The organism is Halobacterium yunchengense, from assembly GCF_037031165.1.
Taxonomy (GTDB): domain Archaea; phylum Halobacteriota; class Halobacteria; order Halobacteriales; family Halobacteriaceae; genus Halobacterium; species Halobacterium yunchengense.
This window is the reverse complement of record NZ_JAYEZL010000003.1, coordinates 436,917-453,083: the sequence shown is the minus strand read 5'-3', so window position 1 is coordinate 453,083 and position 16,167 is coordinate 436,917. Positions and strand designations below refer to the sequence as shown.

Here is a 16,167-nt window from a genome sequence, read left to right as displayed (position 1 = left end):
GCGGTGGCGCTTGCGGCGCCGCCGGGCACTCGCCACCTGACACGCCCGTCACCGGGTGACGCCGCCATCCGCGAGCGCTTATCCGCGCGGGCGGCGTACCGACCGCCATGGCAGACGACTCCATCCCGGTGTCCGCGGAGGCGCCGGACAGTCCGTTCCACACGACGGGGACCGACCACGTGACCATCTGGGGGAGCAACGCCGAGGACACCATCGCGTTCTACCGCGACCTGCTCGGGATGCCGCTCGTGCTCCGGCAGCCGAACCTCGACGACCCCTCGCAGACGCACCTCTTCTTCGACACGGGCGACGGACGCATCCTCACCGTGTTCGTCAGCGACGACCGCGCGTCCAACCGCGGTCGGATGCCCACGCCGACCGGTGGCGTCCACCACCTGTGTTTCTCCATCGCCGCCGAGGACTTCGAGGACGTGATGGGGGCGCTCGACGACGCGGGGCACGGCTACAACGTCTTCGACCGCGGCATCTTCTTCTCGCTGTACACCCAGGACAACAACGGCCTCGTCGTCGAGTTGAGCGCGGACAAGTACGACATCCCGGACGGCCGGCGCGGCGAGGTGCTGGCGACCGCCCAGCGCCTCCGGGAGGCGGACGGCGCGGACTTCGCCGAGGACCGCCACGTGCGGCAGGCGCTCGAGGAACTCGGGATGGACGCCGAACCGAACGACCTGCCGGACGCCCCCACGGGCGTCGGCTACTGACGGTCCCGCGGACGCGTCGCTCACACTCTGGCCATCGTACCGCGGCACTCTGGCCATCGTACTGCGGGACTCTCGCTACCGTACCGCGGCACTCTCGCCACCGTACCGCGCCACCGTACCCGTGACTGGAGGCAGTCAGGTCAGTCCGCGTACTGGTCGGCGACACGCGCGTCACCCGGTGGCGTTCGTATCGCCGAACGTACAAGTAGGTTCCACCGCGAACCAAGTAACGTGACGAAATCGACTATCCAAACGTCAGTCGAATCGAGCGCACCACAGCCGGGCCGGTCCCTCGCCGGAGCGGAGGTGGCCGAGTGATGGCCGCCGCGGACCTCGCGCTGCTCGGCGGACGCCTGCTGTTCGGCGGCGTCCTCGCGTTCATGGGCCTCAACCACTTCCTGCAGACCGAGCAGATGACGGGGTACGCCCAGCACAAGGGCCTCCCCGCCCCGAAGCTCTCCGTGCTGGCCTCGGGGGCCGTGCTCGCGCTCGGCGGACTCGCCGTCGCCGTCGGCGCGTTCCCGGTCGCCGGCGCGCTCGCGCTCGCCGCCTTCCTGGTCGCGTCCGCGGTGACGATGCACGACTTCTGGGCGGTCCCCGAGGACCAGGCCCAGGACGAACTGACGTCGTTCCTGAAGAACGTCGCGCTGGCGGGCGGCGCGCTCGTCGTCGCCGCGTCCGGCGCCGCCGGGTGGGCGTACAGCGTCGGCCTCTCGCTGTTCTAGGCGGGCCGCCGTAGCAGGGCGCGCTCACGCCCAGAATGTAACGAACACTCGTCCGGAAATAATGGATATTCCTTCAGAATCGTATCGTATCATCCTTAAACAGTTCCAACAGTACCGACAGGACTGTATTAGGTTATGTCTTTGTACGGTACGCTTTAGTCCGGGAGCGTGGTGTCCAGTTCCGTGTCGAGATCAATGCCCGAACGTGGAGTGAATTCGGTCGAAACTACCGAATTCCCACTGGTAGAGCCCGAAAACGAAAACGAACCGAACCGCGGTCGTTCCGGGGTGGCCGCCGGTGCTTGACCCGACGGTCCTCTCGGCGGCCGACCCCGGCACGGTCGTGGAGGGCGTCAACACCGTGTGGACGCTCGTCGCCTGCTTCCTCATCTTCTTCATGCAGCCCGGGTTCGCGATGCTGGAGGCCGGCCAGGTGCGCGCGAAGAACGTCGCGAACGTCCTCATGAAGAACCTCATGGACTGGGGGATGGGCGTCGTGGTGTTCTTCCTCGTGGGCCTCGGCGTCGTCGCCGTCGCCGGCCAGCTCACCACGCCCGGCCTCGCGCTCGACGTCGGCGCGGCGTTCGCGTACGCCTCCGACTCCGGCACGTGGGTCGGGTCGTACCTCTTCAGCGCGGTGTTCGCGATGACCGCCGCGACCATCGTCTCCGGCGCCGTCGCCGAGCGCATCAAGTTCGAGGCGTACGTCTTCTACTCCGTCGGCCTCACCGCGTTCATCTACCCCGTCGTCGCGGGGATGGCGTGGGGCGGCACCGGCCTGCTGTCCAGCGCCGGCTACCTCGGCGAGGCGCTCGGCACCGGCTTCCAGGACTTCGCCGGCGCGACCGTCGTCCACATGCTCGGCGGCGTCGCCGCGCTCGTCGGCGCGGCCATGGTCGGCCCCCGGAAGGGGCGGTACGACGCCGACGGCGAGAGCCAGCCGATTCCCGGCCACTCGATCACGCTCGCCGTCCTCGGGACGTTCATCCTCGCGTTCGGCTGGTACGGCTTCAACGTCGGCACGCAGGCCGCCGTGCTGTCCGTCGAGGACGGCGCGCTCGCGTTCAGCGGCGACACGCTCGGCCGCGTCGCGCTCAACACCACGCTCGGCATGGGCGGCGGCGCGGTCGCCGCCGCGCTCGTCACCGCGTGGACCGAGGGCAAGCCAGACCCCCTGTTCACCGCGAGCGGCCTGCTCGCCGGCCTCGTCGCCGTCACCGGCGCCGTCCCGCACGTCACGTGGGTCGGCGGCCTCGCGCTCGGCGCCCTCGGCGGCGCGCAGGCCCCGGTCGTCTACCGCTGGGTCACGGACTCCCTGAAGGTCGACGACGTCGCCGCCGTCTTCCCCGTCCACGGGAGCGCCGGCGCCCTCGGCACGCTGCTGATCCCGGTGTTCGCCGTCGAGGGCTTCTCCGCGACCCAGTTCGCGATGCAGGCCGCCGGCATCGCCGTCATCGTCGCGTGGACCGTCGCGACCACGTGGGTCGTGTTCAAGGTCGCGGACGCGGCCGTCGGTCTGCGCGTCGACGACGACGACGAGGCGCTCGGCCTCGACCGCAGCGAACACGGCTACACCGCCTACCCCGAGTTCGTCGACGCCGGCAACGACTCCGGGCCGACGGTCGCGAGCGGCGACCCCGGTGGGATGGCCACCGACGGCGGCGAGGTGAGCGACGGTGACTGACGTCGACACGGACGTCGCGCTCGTCATGGCCGTCATCCGCCCGGAGAAGCTCTCCGCCACGAAGGAGGCGCTCGCGAACGTCGGCGCGCCCAGCCTGACCGTCACGGACGTCTCCGGGCGCGGCAGCCAGCCCGTGCTGACCGAGCAGTGGCGCGGCGAGGAGTACACCGTCGACCTCCACCAGAAGGTGAAAGTCGAGTGTGTCGTCGCGGACGTCCCCGTCGACGACGTCGTCGAGGCGATTCGCGACGCCGCCCACACCGGCGAGTCCGGCGACGGCAAGGTCTTCGTGCTGCCGGTCGCGCACGCCGTCCAGATCCGCACCGGCGACACGGGCGTCGACGCGGTCTGAGCCACGACGGCGAGACGGCCGCTGCTGTCCGAGCTTCGGCCGCGACCCGTCCGCCGCGGTCTGAGTCACGCCGGCGACACGTCCGGCCCGCCCGGTCGCCACAGCCGTCCCGTTTCTCGGGGACGGCGTCCGGGCTGTCGGACGCGTCAATTCCTGCGGCGGGAGGCGAGGTTTATTTACCCTTCCGTGTCTGAGCGTACCACGAGAGACACACACATGGACGCGAACGCAACCGTCGAACGCGGACTCGGATTCGCCCGGAGCAGCCCCGGCGCGGCCGCCGTCGCCGCGTTCGCCGCGCTACTCCTCCTCGACCTCCTCGCGAAACTCGCGGGCGTCGCGCTCGGGCCGCTCCGGACGCCCTGGTTCGCGCTCTGGTTCGGCGGCCACGTCGGCCTCGGCCAGGTCGCCGGCTACGTCTGGGACGGCGTCGTCATCGGCGCCATCATCGGCCTCGCGAGCATCGGCCTGTCGCTGACGTACAGCATCCTGAACTTCGCGAACTTCGCGCACGGCGACTACATCACCGCGGGCGCGTTCTCCGGGTGGGCCGCGACGTACGTCATCGCCGGCATCGGCGGCCTGCTGAAGATTTCGGAGACCGCCGTCCACCTCCTCACCGGGCTTGGCGCCCACCGCCTCGAGGACGCCGACCTCGTCAGCCTCGTGTTGCTGCGCACGCCGCCGCTGCAGGCCGGCGCGAACATCGTGCTGTCGCCGGCCGCGGTCGTCATCGGGCTCGCCGTCGCCGCCGCGGCGACCGTCGCGCTCGCGCTCGTGCTCGACCGCCTCGTCTACCGGCCGATGCGGGACGCCGACGGCATCTCCCTGCTCATCGCGTCCATCGGGGTCGCGTTCGCCGTCCGGTACTTCGTGGCGCTCGTGTTCGGGAACCAGCGCCGCATCGTCACCTCCGGCGAGGACCTGCCGTCCGTGAACCTCGGCGGCGTCATCGTCGACGCCCACGAGGTCACGCTCGTCGTCACCGCGGCCGTCCTCATGGTCGGGCTGCACGTGCTCCTCCAGCGCACCAAACTCGGGAAGGCGATGCGCGCGATGGCGGACAACCGCTCGCTCGCGCAGGTCACCGGCATCCCCGTCGAGCGCGTCATCACGTCCACCTGGCTGATCGGCGCCGGGCTGACCGGCGCCGCCGGGTTCCTGCTTGTGCTCTCCCAGGGCGGCCTCGGCTTCCAGACCGGCTGGCTGCTGCTGTTGCTCGTCTTCGCCGCCGTCATCATGGGCGGCATCGGCTCCATCTACGGCGCCATCGCGGGCGGCCTGCTCATCGGGCTGGCGAGCCGCGTCTCCCTCGTCTGGCTGCAGGGCGACCTCGCGTCGTTCGCCCGGCCGACGGCGTTCGCGCTGATGATCCTCGTGTTGCTGTTCCGGCCCTCGGGCATCTTCGGTGGGGTGAAGACCGCATGAGCGAGTCCGCGAGCGACTCCCCGGCCGCCGGCGCGCTCGACGTGCTGCGCCGGGTGTTCGCGAACGACGCGGTGAAGGTGGCGGCGATGTACCTCGCCATCTGGGTGGTGTTCTACGCGTTCGCCGACCACCTCGGCTACGCGAACACCGGCAAGCTGGCGCTCGTCCGCCGCGTGACGTTCCTCGCGGCCGTCTACGGGCTCGTCGTGCTCGCGTTGAACCTCCACTGGGGGTACGCCGGCCTGTTCAACATCGGCGTCGCCGGCTTCATGGCCGTCGGCGCGTACACGATGGCGATGCTGTCGGGTGCCCCGACGGGGACGCCGCCCGGACTGGGGCTGCCCCTTCCCCTCGGCATCCTCGGGGGCGTGCTCGCCGCGACCGTGATCGGACTGGTCGCGGCGCTGCCGGCGCTCAGACTGAAGGCGGACTACCTCGCCATCGTCACGGTCGGCATCTCCGAGATCATCCGCATCACCTACAACTCGCCGGCGCTCTCGGACGTCACCGGGGGCGCGCGCGGCTTCGGCAACCTGCCGACCAGCCCCGCCACCTGGCTGCTGTACCGGAACCCCACGGACCCCACGTCTGACCCCACTCCCGTCGGCGACGTGCTGTTCTCGTTCGCGGCCGACTACGGCATCCAGCAGTTCGCCGTCGTCAACACCGTCTACACGGTCGGCGTGCTGGCGGTCCTGCTCGGCGTCTACCTCCTCCTCGAGCGCACGGGGAAGTCGCCGTACGGCCGCGTGCTGAAGGCGATCCGCGAGGACGAGACCGCCGCGCAGTCGCTCGGCAAGGACACCCAGAACTTCAAGGTGCGGGCGTTCGCGCTCGGCTGCGCGCTGATGGGGCTGGCGGGCATCCTCTGGTTCGGGATGGGGCCCCGGGCGTCGGTCACGCCGGCGACGTTCCGCCCGAACATCACGTTCTACATCTTCATCGCGCTCATCGTCGGCGGCGCCGGCTCGAACACCGGGAGCGTGCTCGGCGGCGCCCTGTTCGCCAGCCTGCTGTTCGAGGCGCCGCCCATCGTCCGCTCGATCGTCACGGACGCCTTCGACGTGCAGGCCGACCCGGCGAACCTCGTCGAGGCGCTCGTCCCGGTCGCCAGCGGCGAGCTCGCGCCGCTGGCCGGCTTCCTGCTGAACAACATCGACACGCTCCGGTTCATCGGCATCGGCGTCCTCCTGGTGGTGCTCGTCCAGCGGCGGCCCGACGGCCTGCTCGGGGCGCGCAAGGAGACCGCCTCCAGCGTCGCGCTCACCGAGGACACGCGCCCGACCGGCTCGACCGGTCGCGGCGCCGCCGCCGCAGACGGGGGTGAGACCGATGAGTGACGAGGACCCGGCGAACGTGGCCGACGCCGACCTCCCCGAGGACGTCGACGCGCCCGAGGACGTCGAACCGGAGACGATGGACTCCGAGGTCGAGGAGGCGGCGAAGACGGTGCCCCGCGGCGTCCCGCTGCGCGTCGAGGGCCTCCGGAAGGAGTTCGGCGGCATCACCGCCGTCGACGGCGCGACCTTCGAGGTGGAAGCGGGGTCGCTGACGGGGCTCATCGGGCCGAACGGCGCCGGCAAGTCGACGACGTTCAACTGCATCACCGGCGTCCACAGGGCCGACGGCGGCGAGGTGTACTTCCGCGGCGAGGACGTCACGGGGCTGCGGCCGCACACCATCGCCCAGCGCGGCCTCGTGCGGACGTTCCAGATCGCCCGCCAGCTCGGCGAGATGACCGTCCTGGAGAACGTGATGCTGGCGCCGGGCGGCCAGAGCGGCGAGTCCATCGCGCGGTCCGTGCTCCCGGGGACCCGCGGCGGCGTCGTCGCCGAGGAACGGGCCCTCCGCGACCGCGCCTGGGAGACCCTGGAGTTCTTCGAACTCGACCACCTCGCGACCGAGTACGCCGGCAACCTCTCCGGCGGCCAGCGGAAGCTCCTGGAGCTGGCGCGCGCGATGATGACCGACCCGGACGTCCTCCTGCTGGACGAGCCGTTCGCGGGCGTCAACCCCACCCTCGAGGAGAAGCTCCTCGACCAGCTACACGAACTCCGCGAGCAGGGCCTGACCTTCCTGCTCGTGGAACACGACATGGACCTCATCATGGAGAACTGCGAGCACGTCATCGTCATGCACCAGGGGCGGGTCCTCGACGAGGGGCCGCCCGAACAGATCCGGAACAGCGAGGAAGTCATCGAGGCCTACCTCGGGGGTGAGGTATGAGCCAGCAGGCCTCCAGGGAGGCCAGCCTCCCGGACGGCGAGTCCGGCCTCCTCGCGGTGCGGGACCTGGACGCCGGCTACGGCGACCTCCAGGTGCTGAGCGGCGTCGACCTGGACGTCCGGGACGGCGAGCACGTCACCGTCGTCGGGCCGAACGGCGCCGGGAAGTCGACCGTGATGAAGTCCGTGTTCGGGCTGACGACGTACATGGGCGGCTCCATCACGTTCGCCGGCGAGGCGATCCACGAGCGCAAGCCCGAGGAGATCATCCACGAGGGCATCGGTTACGTCCCCCAGAACGAGAACGTGTTCGCGGGGCTGTCCGTCCGCGAGAACCTCGAGATGGGCGCGTACGTCCTCGACGAGGTGCCCGAGGACAGCCTCCGGGCGGTCTACGACCGGTTCCCCATCCTCGAGGAGCGGGACGACCAGAAGGCGGGGTCGCTGTCGGGCGGCCAGCAGCAGATGCTCGCGATGGGGCGCGCGCTGATGCTCGACCCCGACCTGCTGTTGCTCGACGAGCCGAGCGCCGGGCTGGCGCCGGACCTCGTCGACGAGATGTTCGACCGCATCGACCGCATCAACGACGACGGCACCGCGGTGCTGATGGTCGAGCAGAACGCCAAGGAGGCGCTGCGGCGCTGCGACCGCGGCTACGTCCTCGCGAACGGCCAGAACAGCTACATGGACGACGGCGACGCGCTGCTCGCCGACGACGAGGTCCGCCAGCAGTTCCTCGGCGGCTGACGCCGCTCCCGTTCTCGCCGTCGGTCGGCCGCGTCCAGGGCGCGACCCAGGGAAGCGAACGAAGCGAGGGACGCGACCCAGGGAAGCGAACGAAGCGAGGGACGCGACTACTGCGCCGTGGAAAACAGCCCGGCTGAGAACGCCCGCCGCCGGTCGCGGACCCGACGCCGTTACGCCAGCCCGGGCGCCAGCCGCGCAGTCGGGGTCGGCTGGGTCGAGTTGCCCGCGCCGCCGCCGGGCTGTCCGCCCGGCTGGCCGCCGCCCTGGCCGCCCGACGGCGCGCCCGCCTCCTTGTCGCCGGAGACGAGGAAGGCAGCGACGTTGCTGACGAACGCGTCGTTGTCGCCGTCCGTCGCCACGCCCGCGGTCAGCACGTCGGCGTCGCCGACGGCGAGCACGTTCCCGTTCCGCGCGGCGACCGCGTACGTGCCGTCCTCGCGGGTCTCCGAGCTGGCGGCCTCGGCGGACAGCACCGCCGACGCGTCGGGCCCAGTGCGGAGCGGCGTCGCGTCCAGCAGGACCGCCCGCTCGACGCCCTCGGCGACGCCGCCGCCGTCGCCGCCGGCGTACACGCGCTGGAAGTTGTTCCCGTTCTCCCCCATGTCGTAGAGGTAGCCGGCGCCGAACGTCACGTCGAACCGCGCGGCCAGGTTCGCGGGCTGGCCGGCCGCCGACGCCGCAGACTCGGTACTCAGGCCGGGCAGCGAGACGGTCGTCTCGGTCGCCGCCGTCGCCGGCGGGTTCGCCGCGAGCAGCACGCGGCCGCCCGCGTCCGCGAACGCCTCGACGCCGTCGCTCTCGGCGTCCGTGTACGCCGTCGACGGGCTCACCACGACGAGCGCGTCGGCGCCGCGCAGCGTCTCGTTGAACGGGGACGCGCCCTGGGACGCGCCGAAGCTCGACTCGCTGCCCGCGTAGAACCTGACCTCGTGGCCGGCCGCGACGAGCGCGTCCACCACGGGCTGGACGTCGTTCTCGCTGACGTCGTTGCCGTGGCTCACGTCGAAGACGACGGTCTTGGACTCGCCGCCGCTCGGCGCGGTCACCTCGCCGTCGTCCTCGACGGGACCGGTCGCCAGCGCTCCGGTGTCGTAGGCCGGTGCGTCCGGCGCGTCGCCGACGCCGGACGGCGCCGACAGCACCGCACCGCCGGCGTACGCCGCCGCGACGACGACCGCCGCGACCACCGCGACCACGCCGACCGCTCGCGCGACGTCACGCGCTCGCATTCGCGCTCACCCCCGTCGTCGTCCGGATGGTCCCGTGCAGCATCAGGTACTGGACGGTGTCCACGCCGCGGTACTCGAATACCTGTTCGGTGGAGGGGACCTCGGGCGCGTCCTCGGCGGACAGCCCGAGCTGGGAGAGGACGGACGGCTGGGGCGCGTCCATCCGCGCGACGTCGTAGTCGCCGAGGCCGGCGTCCGCGGCGGCCGCCGCGACGGCCGCGTCGACGCCGCCGACGTCGTCGGCGAGCCCGTTCTGCACGCCGGTCGCGCCGGCGTACACCTTCGCGTGGGAGACCTCCTCGCGGGTCAGGTCGATGCGGTCGCCGCGCTCGGCGAACACCGACCCCACGAACGCCCGGCGGAGCGTCTCGACGCGCTGGCGGACCTCGTCGTGGGTCGCGCCGGCGTTCTTGTCCGGGCCGGTGACGACCTGTCCCTCCGGGACGCTCGCGTCGGGCAGCGTCGCCCGGACGCCCACGCTCCCGACGACGGACGCCGGCGTGACGTAGATGTCGTCGCTGGGAACCGCGGCGTAGTACGACCCCGACGCCGCGGTGCCCGTGACGCTGGTCACCACCGGCATCTCGGCGGCCGTGCGCTTCACCGCGAGGTAGAGCTGTTCGCTGGCGGACGCCGTGCCGCCCGGGCTGTCGACGTCCAGGACGACGGCCTCGACGGAGTCGTTCTGGCGCGCCTCGCGGAGGTTGTCGACGACGCCGGTCGCCGTCTCGCCCGTGATGGTGCCGTGGAGTTCGACGACGGCGACGGTGCCGTCGGGCTGGTCAGCGTAGCTCCACGCGTACGGCGCGGCCGCCGCGCCGACGACGATCCCGACGACGACGAACGCGAGCGTCGTCGCGCGGACCGCGCCGCGTGCACGGTCGGCCGTCACGCCGGTACCTCCGCGCTGGCGGACTCGTTCTCGACCAGGGTCACGTCGTCGTACGCGACGGTGACCGTCGCCGACCGCCCGTCCGCGGTCGTCCACGACGTCTCGACGCGCGTCGGGACGTTCCGCTCGAGGTCGACCCAGACCGTCCGCGTGAGGTCCGCCGCCGACGCGTTCGACCGCGGCGTCAGCTCCAGGACGGCGGTGCGCCGCGCGTCGACGACCGTCACGCGCTCGAGCGTGACGTTGTTCGCGCGGACGAGTTCCTCGGCGAGGTCGCCGAACCGCGCTGGCGTCGCCGGTCCGTCCGCTCCGAGCGCGGCGTCGAACACCGGCCCTGCGTCGGTCGACCGCGCGACCGTCTCGCCGGCGCGCGGGCCGTCCGTGTACGTCACTCGCTGTCGCTCGCCGCGCTCGACGTCGACGGTCGCCGATACGGTGCTCGTCTCGTCGCCGACTGCGACGGTCCGCGTGACGTCGGCGGAGTAGCCGTCGAGGGCGGCGTGTCGCTGTTCGACGTAGTCTCCGACGGCGGCCGCGTCCAGGGAGCCGTCCGAGGACAGCCCGCCGATGCAGCCGCTCGTGAGGAGGGTCACGGCGAGGGCGGCGGCGACCGCCACTCGCGTTCGCTTCGTGTGCATGCGTGTCCGCCTCACGCTTCTGCGTCCCCCGACTAAACTCGGCGGCCGCGTTCGCACGGCCCGAGAATCCACTCCGGTCGCGAGCGCGGCTCAGTCCCGGCTGCGCGGTTCCGTACGACTCCGTCGCTGCGGACGCGGCGTCGAAAGAACGCGGGTGGTCGCGGGCGTCAGGCCGAGAACTCGATCTGGTCGATGGTCTCGATGCCGCCGCCCTCCTCGAAGCCGAAGTACTCGTAGGTCGCGGCGCGGAGGTCGCCGTTGTCGTCGAACGCGACCGCGCTGGACGCGCCGTTGTAGTTGATCTCCGTGCCCTCGGCCGCCATCGCGAGGCCGTCGGCGAGGGTGCTCGGCGTCACCTCCTCGCCCTCGGGGTTCGCGACCGCGCGCATCTCGGCGGCGATGGCGCTCCCGGAGTTCTCGCCTGCGCGCGCGTTCGCGAGCAGGCAGACCGCGGTGGCGTCGAACGCCTGCGCGGTGAACACGCCCGGCTCCGAGCCGTACTCGTTCTGGAACTGCTCGTCGAAGTACTCCCGGCCCGGCCCGGCCGCCAGCGGCGCGGTGCCGGTGACGTTGTCCATCGACTGGCCGACGTCGGCCGGCAGGCTCGACGACCGCAGGCCGTCGGTCACCAGGATGGGGACGTCCGTGTCGAACTCCGAGTAGAAGTCGCTGAACAGCTGGACGCCGCTCTCCGGGTAGCCGATGACGACGACGACGTCCGGGTCGTCGTTCAGCGCCTGCGAGAGCCGGGACGTGTACGACGACGCGCCCTTCTGGAAGGACACCTGCTGGTTCACCTGGCCGCCGCCGTCCTCGAACGCGGACACGAAGCTCTCGGAGAGCAGCTGGCCGTAGGAGTTGTTGACGTACATCGTCGCCGCCGTCGACGCGTCGAGTTCGTTCACCGCGATGTCTGCGAGTACCTGCCCCTGGAGGGCGTCGGTCGGCGCGGTGCGGTAGATGAGGTCGTTGTCGTTCAGGCCGGTGATGTCCGGGGACGTGCTCGCCGGCGAGCACGCGGTGATGCCGGCCGGGATGAACACGTTCTCGTAGACGGCGATGGACACCTCCGAGGACGCCGCGCCCGTCACCGCCGGGTAGCCGCCGTTGCGCAGCGACTGCGCGGCGGACTGCGCTGCGTTCGCGTCGGTCTGGGTGTCCTGGACGTCGAAGTCCAGCGTGAAGTCGGTCTCGCCCTCGAGGACGACCTGCGGGAGCACCGCGGCGTCCCGGATGGGGCCGCCGAGGTCCGCGAGGCCGCCCGTCGTCGGCAGGAGCACGCCCTGCTTGAGAGTGCGGTCGGCCGCGCCGCCGCCTCCGCCGCCGGTAGTCGTCTCGGCGGCCGTCGTGCCGTCTCCGTTCGCGGCCGTGGTGTCGGGTGCGGTGGTCGTGTCGTCCCCCCCGTCGCCACCGCCGCCGGTACACCCGGCGAGTCCCGCGATGCCTGCTGCCCCGACTCCCCTGATCACGTCGCGCCGATTGATACGTGGTGGCATATCCCGCATTAACACTCAATTAGTATAAATGAATTCCGGCTACGACACCTTTCTCGCGGACTCGACACGCCGATTCGGGCCTCGAGGGACGGAGTCCGGAGCTGAGATGTCTCCGCGCTGCCAGTACCCTGGCGCGTCTCGAGCCCCCGAGACTGGTCCGGTCGCCAACCTTTTCGTCGTTCCCGTCGACCTCTCGCTATGCAGCCCACGAAGTTCCTGTTCGTCTCCGCGGACGCCGCGCTCATCGGCGACGTCGCCTGGAAGGTCCACGAGGAGGGCCACGACGTCAAGTACTACATCGAGGCCGAAAGCGACAGGGAGATCGCGGACGGCTTCGTGCCGAAGACCGACGACTGGCGCGCGAACGTCGACTGGGCCGACGTCGTCGTCTTCGACGACGTCTGGGTCGGCAGCGACGTCGGCACGGGCGAACTTGCCGCCGAGCTGCGCGCCGACGGCCACGCGGTCGTCGGCGGCACGCCGAACACCGACCGCCTCGAGGAGGACCGCGGGTACGCCATGGAGGTCCTCGAGGCCAACGGCGTCAACACCATCGACCACGAGGAGTTCACGGACTTCGACGCCGGCATCCAGCACGTCCGCGAGAACCCCGGGCCCTACGTCGTCAAACCCCTCGGCGAAGTCCAGAACGTCAAGCGCCTCCTCTACGTCGGCGACGACGACGACGGCAGCGACGTCGTCGACGTCCTCCGCGCGTACGAGAAGGCCTGGGGCCACCGCATGAAGGGGTTCCAGCTCCAGCGCAAGGTCGAGGGCGTCGAGGTCGCCGTCTGCGGGTTCTTCAACGGCGAGCGGTTCGTCGAACCCGCGAACTTCAACTTCGAGCACAAGCGGTTGTTCCCCGGGAACATCGGTCCCTCGACGGGCGAGATGGGGACGTCGATGTTCTGGTCGCGGCGCAACGACCTCTTCGAGCGGACGCTCGGCCGACTCGAGGGCTGGCTCGCCGACGAGGGCTACGTCGGCAGCATCGACCTCAACTGCATCGTCAACGAGACCGGCGTCTACCCCCTGGAGTTCACGCCGCGGTTCGGCTACCCCACCATCACGCTCCAGGAGGAGTCCATCGAGTCCTCGACGGGCGAGTTCTTCCGCGAGCTCGCGTTCGGCCGCGACCCTGACGTCGACGTCCACGACGGCTACCAGGTCGGCATCCGCGTCGTGCTGCCGCCGTTCCCGTTCGACGACGAGAAGACCTACGACGAGAACTCGCGGAACGCCGCCATCGTCTTCGCGTCCGACGACGACGACGGCGCCACGACGCCGCCGCCCGGCGTCCACATCGAGGACGCCAAGCGCGTCGACGGCCAGTGGCGGGTCGCCGGCGACAGCGGCATGCCGCTGGTCGTCACCGGCAAGGGCGACACAATGGGCGAGGCGCAGCGACAGGCCTACGAGCGCGTCGACGACGTCCTCATCCCGAACCTCTACTACCGCGACGACATCGGCGACCGCTGGGTGGACGGCGACGGCGACCGCCTGCACGCGTGGGGGTACCTCGGCCCCGCCGACGAGTAGGCGGTCCGGCGGCCGAGTATCTCGGTCCGGGCCTGCCGGCGAGTGGCTCGGTGGCCCTCACTCGCCGGACGCGACCTCGAACTCCTCGCGGAGCAGTCCGACCGCCCGTCGGACGCCGCCCGCCGACGCCAGGTAGCTCGCGCCGACGCCGGACTTCACCGCGTTCGCCGCGGCGCCCCGGAACACCGTCGGGCCCACCTGCGCGACCGCGCCGTCGCCGACGCTCACCAGCCAGCCCGGCGAGTCGAACGTGTACCGCTCCAGCCTCGGGCGGAAGCCGTCCGCGGGCTCGCGGACGTCCGCGACGATGGCCTCGACGTTCCGCGCGGCGACCTTCGCCTCGCGGACCGCAGCCTGCGCGCTCGCCGGCACGCTCGCGCCCTCCGCGTCCACGACCTTCGCGGCGTCCCCGACGACGACGGTCCGGTCGTCGACGGTCAGGTCCGCGCGGACGGCCACACGCTCGCCGCCGAGCGCGTCGGGCCCCCGGATGCCGCCCGTCCACACGAACACGTCGTACTCGACGTCGCCGGCGTCGGTCTCCACGGCGTCGTCGGTCGCTCGCTCCACGGTGACGCCCGTCCTGACGTCCACGCCCTCGCGGTCGAGCTCCTCGCGCACCGCGTCCTGGAACGCCGGCGGGAACGACGGCGCCACGTCGTCGAGCGCCTCCAGCAACACCACGTCGACGTCCCCGGCGGCGCCCTCCTCGCGCGCGAACGCCGCGAGCTCGCCCGCGGTCTGGACGCCGGACAGCCCGGCGCCGCCGACCACCGCGGTGCCGCCGCCCGCCGCGAGCACGTCCTCGAAGTCGCTGCGGACGCGCGCGGCGTCCGCGAGGCGCTTCAGCGGGACCGCGCGCTCCTCGACGCCCGGCAGCCCGTAGAACGCCGTCTCCGCGCCCAGGCAGACCGCCGCCGCGTCGTAGTCCAGTCCCGACCCGTCCGCGAACTCGACGCGGCGGCTGTCGCGGTCGACCGCGTCGACGGTCGCCACCTCCACGCGCGCCCGGTCGAAGATTTCGGACAGCGGCACCTCGATGTCGTCCGCGAACCCCGGCCGGCGGATCGCGCGGTGGAGCTCGTGCTGGACGAGGTGCCGGCCGTTCTCGTCGACGACCACGAGGTCGACGTCCGCCGGCAGGCGGTCCTCGAGTCGGTCGGTCAACACCACGCCCGCGTAGCCTCCGCCGAGCACGACGACGCGCATACCCGGACTTACGGCCGTCAGCCCCAAAACGGTACCCGGTCGAACCACCGAGCATGCCCCGGAACGACCGCGGAGCCGCCCTCAGAACAGCGCGTCGTCGTTCGGTCTCCTGGTGTCGTCAGAACAGCGCGGCGTCGTCGTCGAGCACCTGGGCCGGCCCGCCGACCCGCCAGACGTCCGTCTCGACGCCACAGTCGCCGATCCGCGCCTCGACCTCGTCGGCGTACGCCGCGCGCGTGTTCACGTACACGGTCGCGCCCGTGTCCGTCGAGAAGTAGACGGGGACGTCCTCGTCGCTGCGGAGCTCCCGGACGGCGTCGAACACCTCGATGGTGTCCGGTTTCCAGTACACCCACCCGGCCGGGCCGGTCATCGTCGTCGCCGCCAGCGACAGCGAGTCGTGTTCGGCCGTCTCGAAGACGCGGTCGAAGTCCCCCTCGCGGAGCGCGTCCCGGACCTCCGCGAGCTGGTCGTGGACGTGCGCGAGCCGCGCCTCGAACATGTGGCTGTCCGCGGCCTCCGCGTGCGCGTGCTCGGTCTCCTTGTACGCGGGGACCTTCGCGACGACGACGCGGACGTCCGCCGCGAACGACTCGGGGACGTCGAGGCGCTCGCTCCGACAGTCCTCGTCGTTCAGGCCCGCGTGCAGGTCCGAGAACCCGCCCGTGACGGCGCGCGCGGCCGACGACGACCCGCGGCGCGCGATGGTCGACACCTCGGGGAGCGTGTACTCGAGGCCGGCGGCCTCCGTGGCGGCCAGTGCGAGCGCGGCGAACCCCGACGAGGACGACCCGAGGCCGATGTTCGACGGGAAGTTGTTCTCGCTCTCGACCCGCACGCGGTCGTCGAGGCCCGCGCGGTCGCGGACCTCGTCGACGACCGTCCGGACCCGGTCGGCGCCGCGGCCCTCGAGTCGCTCGCCGTCGACGACGTACGCGTCCTCCTCGCGGTCGGCCTGGAACTCGACGGTCGTCGTGGTGTTGCTCGGCGCGGTGCAGACGCTGATGGAGTCGTGGTACGGGAGTCGCAGCTCCTCGTCGCGCATCCCGTGGTACTTCACGAGCCCCTGGATCGGGTGGGCTCTCGCCGTCGCTCTCATACCCCGATGGGGGTCTGTCGCGCGCATAAACGTCCCGGAAGCCGCCGGGTAGCGGCGTTCGGGTACGCACGTGGGACAGCGTCGGGCTGGCAGGCGGCACGCTCGGGCAGACCGTCCGAACCGGTCGGCGGTTCGGTCGACCACCGGATTCACGTCCGGCAGGGCGGCGTGCCGCACTCCCG

At 71.6% G+C, this 16,167-nt stretch carries 15 protein-coding genes; 9 read left to right on the top strand and 6 right to left on the bottom strand.

Features of this window, described 5'->3' with window-relative positions:
• Nucleotides 1–107 precede the first annotated feature (107 nt).
• The 8 genes from U5911_RS11455 (at nucleotide 108) to U5911_RS11420 (ending at nucleotide 7,883) form a co-directional block, all read left to right on the top strand.
• On the top strand, nucleotides 108–722 hold the full coding sequence (locus U5911_RS11455; RefSeq protein ID WP_336034266.1) for a VOC family protein: 615 nt from the start codon (nucleotides 108–110) through the stop codon (nucleotides 720–722).
• Between the two features lie 317 nt (nucleotides 723–1,039).
• Nucleotides 1,040–1,447, top strand: coding sequence for a DoxX family membrane protein (locus tag U5911_RS11450; protein WP_336034265.1), 408 nt, complete (start codon nucleotides 1,040–1,042; stop codon nucleotides 1,445–1,447).
• Between the two features lie 298 nt (nucleotides 1,448–1,745).
• Nucleotides 1,746–3,131: an ammonium transporter gene (locus U5911_RS11445; RefSeq protein WP_336034264.1), complete on the top strand. Its 1,386-nt coding sequence runs from the start codon at nucleotides 1,746–1,748 to the stop codon at nucleotides 3,129–3,131.
• 25 nt (nucleotides 3,132–3,156) lie between these two features.
• Nucleotides 3,157–3,483 carry a P-II family nitrogen regulator gene (locus U5911_RS11440; protein WP_336035858.1) on the top strand — a complete coding sequence of 109 codons (327 nt, stop codon included), beginning with the start codon at nucleotides 3,157–3,159 and terminating at the stop codon, nucleotides 3,481–3,483.
• A gap of 216 nt (nucleotides 3,484–3,699) precedes the next feature.
• Nucleotides 3,700–4,911, top strand: a complete 1,212-nt coding sequence (locus U5911_RS11435) for a branched-chain amino acid ABC transporter permease (RefSeq protein ID WP_336034262.1) — start codon at nucleotides 3,700–3,702, stop codon at nucleotides 4,909–4,911.
• Nucleotides 4,908–6,251, top strand: coding sequence for a branched-chain amino acid ABC transporter permease (locus U5911_RS11430; RefSeq protein WP_336034261.1), 1,344 nt, complete (start codon nucleotides 4,908–4,910; stop codon nucleotides 6,249–6,251). Before U5911_RS11435 ends, U5911_RS11430 begins: the two co-directional genes overlap by 4 nt.
• Complete coding sequence (locus U5911_RS11425) at nucleotides 6,244–7,137, top strand: ABC transporter ATP-binding protein (RefSeq protein ID WP_418771471.1); 894 nt, start codon at nucleotides 6,244–6,246, stop codon at nucleotides 7,135–7,137. Before U5911_RS11430 ends, U5911_RS11425 begins: the two co-directional genes overlap by 8 nt.
• Nucleotides 7,134–7,883 (top strand): ABC transporter ATP-binding protein, encoded by a 750-nt coding sequence (locus U5911_RS11420; protein WP_336034259.1) that lies wholly within the window; start codon nucleotides 7,134–7,136, stop codon nucleotides 7,881–7,883. The genes U5911_RS11425 and U5911_RS11420 overlap by 4 nt, the downstream gene beginning before the upstream one ends.
• Before the next feature lie 170 nt (nucleotides 7,884–8,053).
• Here the strand turns inward: U5911_RS11420 and U5911_RS11415 are convergent, their stop codons facing one another.
• From U5911_RS11415 to U5911_RS11400, 4 genes are all read right to left on the bottom strand, one after another.
• Nucleotides 8,054–9,112: a DUF4350 domain-containing protein gene (locus tag U5911_RS11415; protein WP_336034257.1), complete on the bottom strand. Its 1,059-nt coding sequence runs from the start codon at nucleotides 9,110–9,112 to the stop codon at nucleotides 8,054–8,056.
• Complete coding sequence (locus U5911_RS11410) at nucleotides 9,099–10,004, bottom strand: S49 family peptidase (protein WP_336034255.1); 906 nt, start codon at nucleotides 10,002–10,004, stop codon at nucleotides 9,099–9,101. Before U5911_RS11410 ends, U5911_RS11415 begins: the two co-directional genes overlap by 14 nt.
• On the bottom strand, nucleotides 10,001–10,642 hold the full coding sequence (locus U5911_RS11405) for a LolA family protein (RefSeq protein WP_336034254.1): 642 nt from the start codon (nucleotides 10,640–10,642) through the stop codon (nucleotides 10,001–10,003). Before U5911_RS11405 ends, U5911_RS11410 begins: the two co-directional genes overlap by 4 nt.
• A 167-nt stretch (nucleotides 10,643–10,809) precedes the next feature.
• Nucleotides 10,810–12,111, bottom strand: a complete 1,302-nt coding sequence (locus U5911_RS11400; protein ID WP_336034252.1) for an ABC transporter substrate-binding protein — start codon at nucleotides 12,109–12,111, stop codon at nucleotides 10,810–10,812.
• A 225-nt stretch (nucleotides 12,112–12,336) separates the two neighbouring features.
• On the opposite strand from U5911_RS11400, the gene U5911_RS11395 reads away from it, so the two are divergent.
• The gene (locus tag U5911_RS11395) at nucleotides 12,337–13,677 is read left to right on the top strand and encodes a phosphoribosylamine--glycine ligase (RefSeq protein ID WP_336034250.1); all 1,341 of its coding nucleotides are present in this window, start codon (nucleotides 12,337–12,339) and stop codon (nucleotides 13,675–13,677) included.
• Between the two features lie 57 nt (nucleotides 13,678–13,734).
• On the opposite strand, the gene U5911_RS11390 is transcribed toward U5911_RS11395, so the two are convergent.
• Nucleotides 13,735–14,886, bottom strand: coding sequence for an NAD(P)/FAD-dependent oxidoreductase (locus tag U5911_RS11390; protein WP_336034248.1), 1,152 nt, complete (start codon nucleotides 14,884–14,886; stop codon nucleotides 13,735–13,737).
• Between the two features lie 118 nt (nucleotides 14,887–15,004).
• Nucleotides 15,005–15,985 carry a phosphomevalonate decarboxylase MvaD gene (gene mvaD / locus U5911_RS11385; RefSeq protein ID WP_336034246.1) on the bottom strand — a complete coding sequence of 327 codons (981 nt, stop codon included), beginning with the start codon at nucleotides 15,983–15,985 and terminating at the stop codon, nucleotides 15,005–15,007.
• Nucleotides 15,986–16,167: the final 182 nt, after the last annotated feature.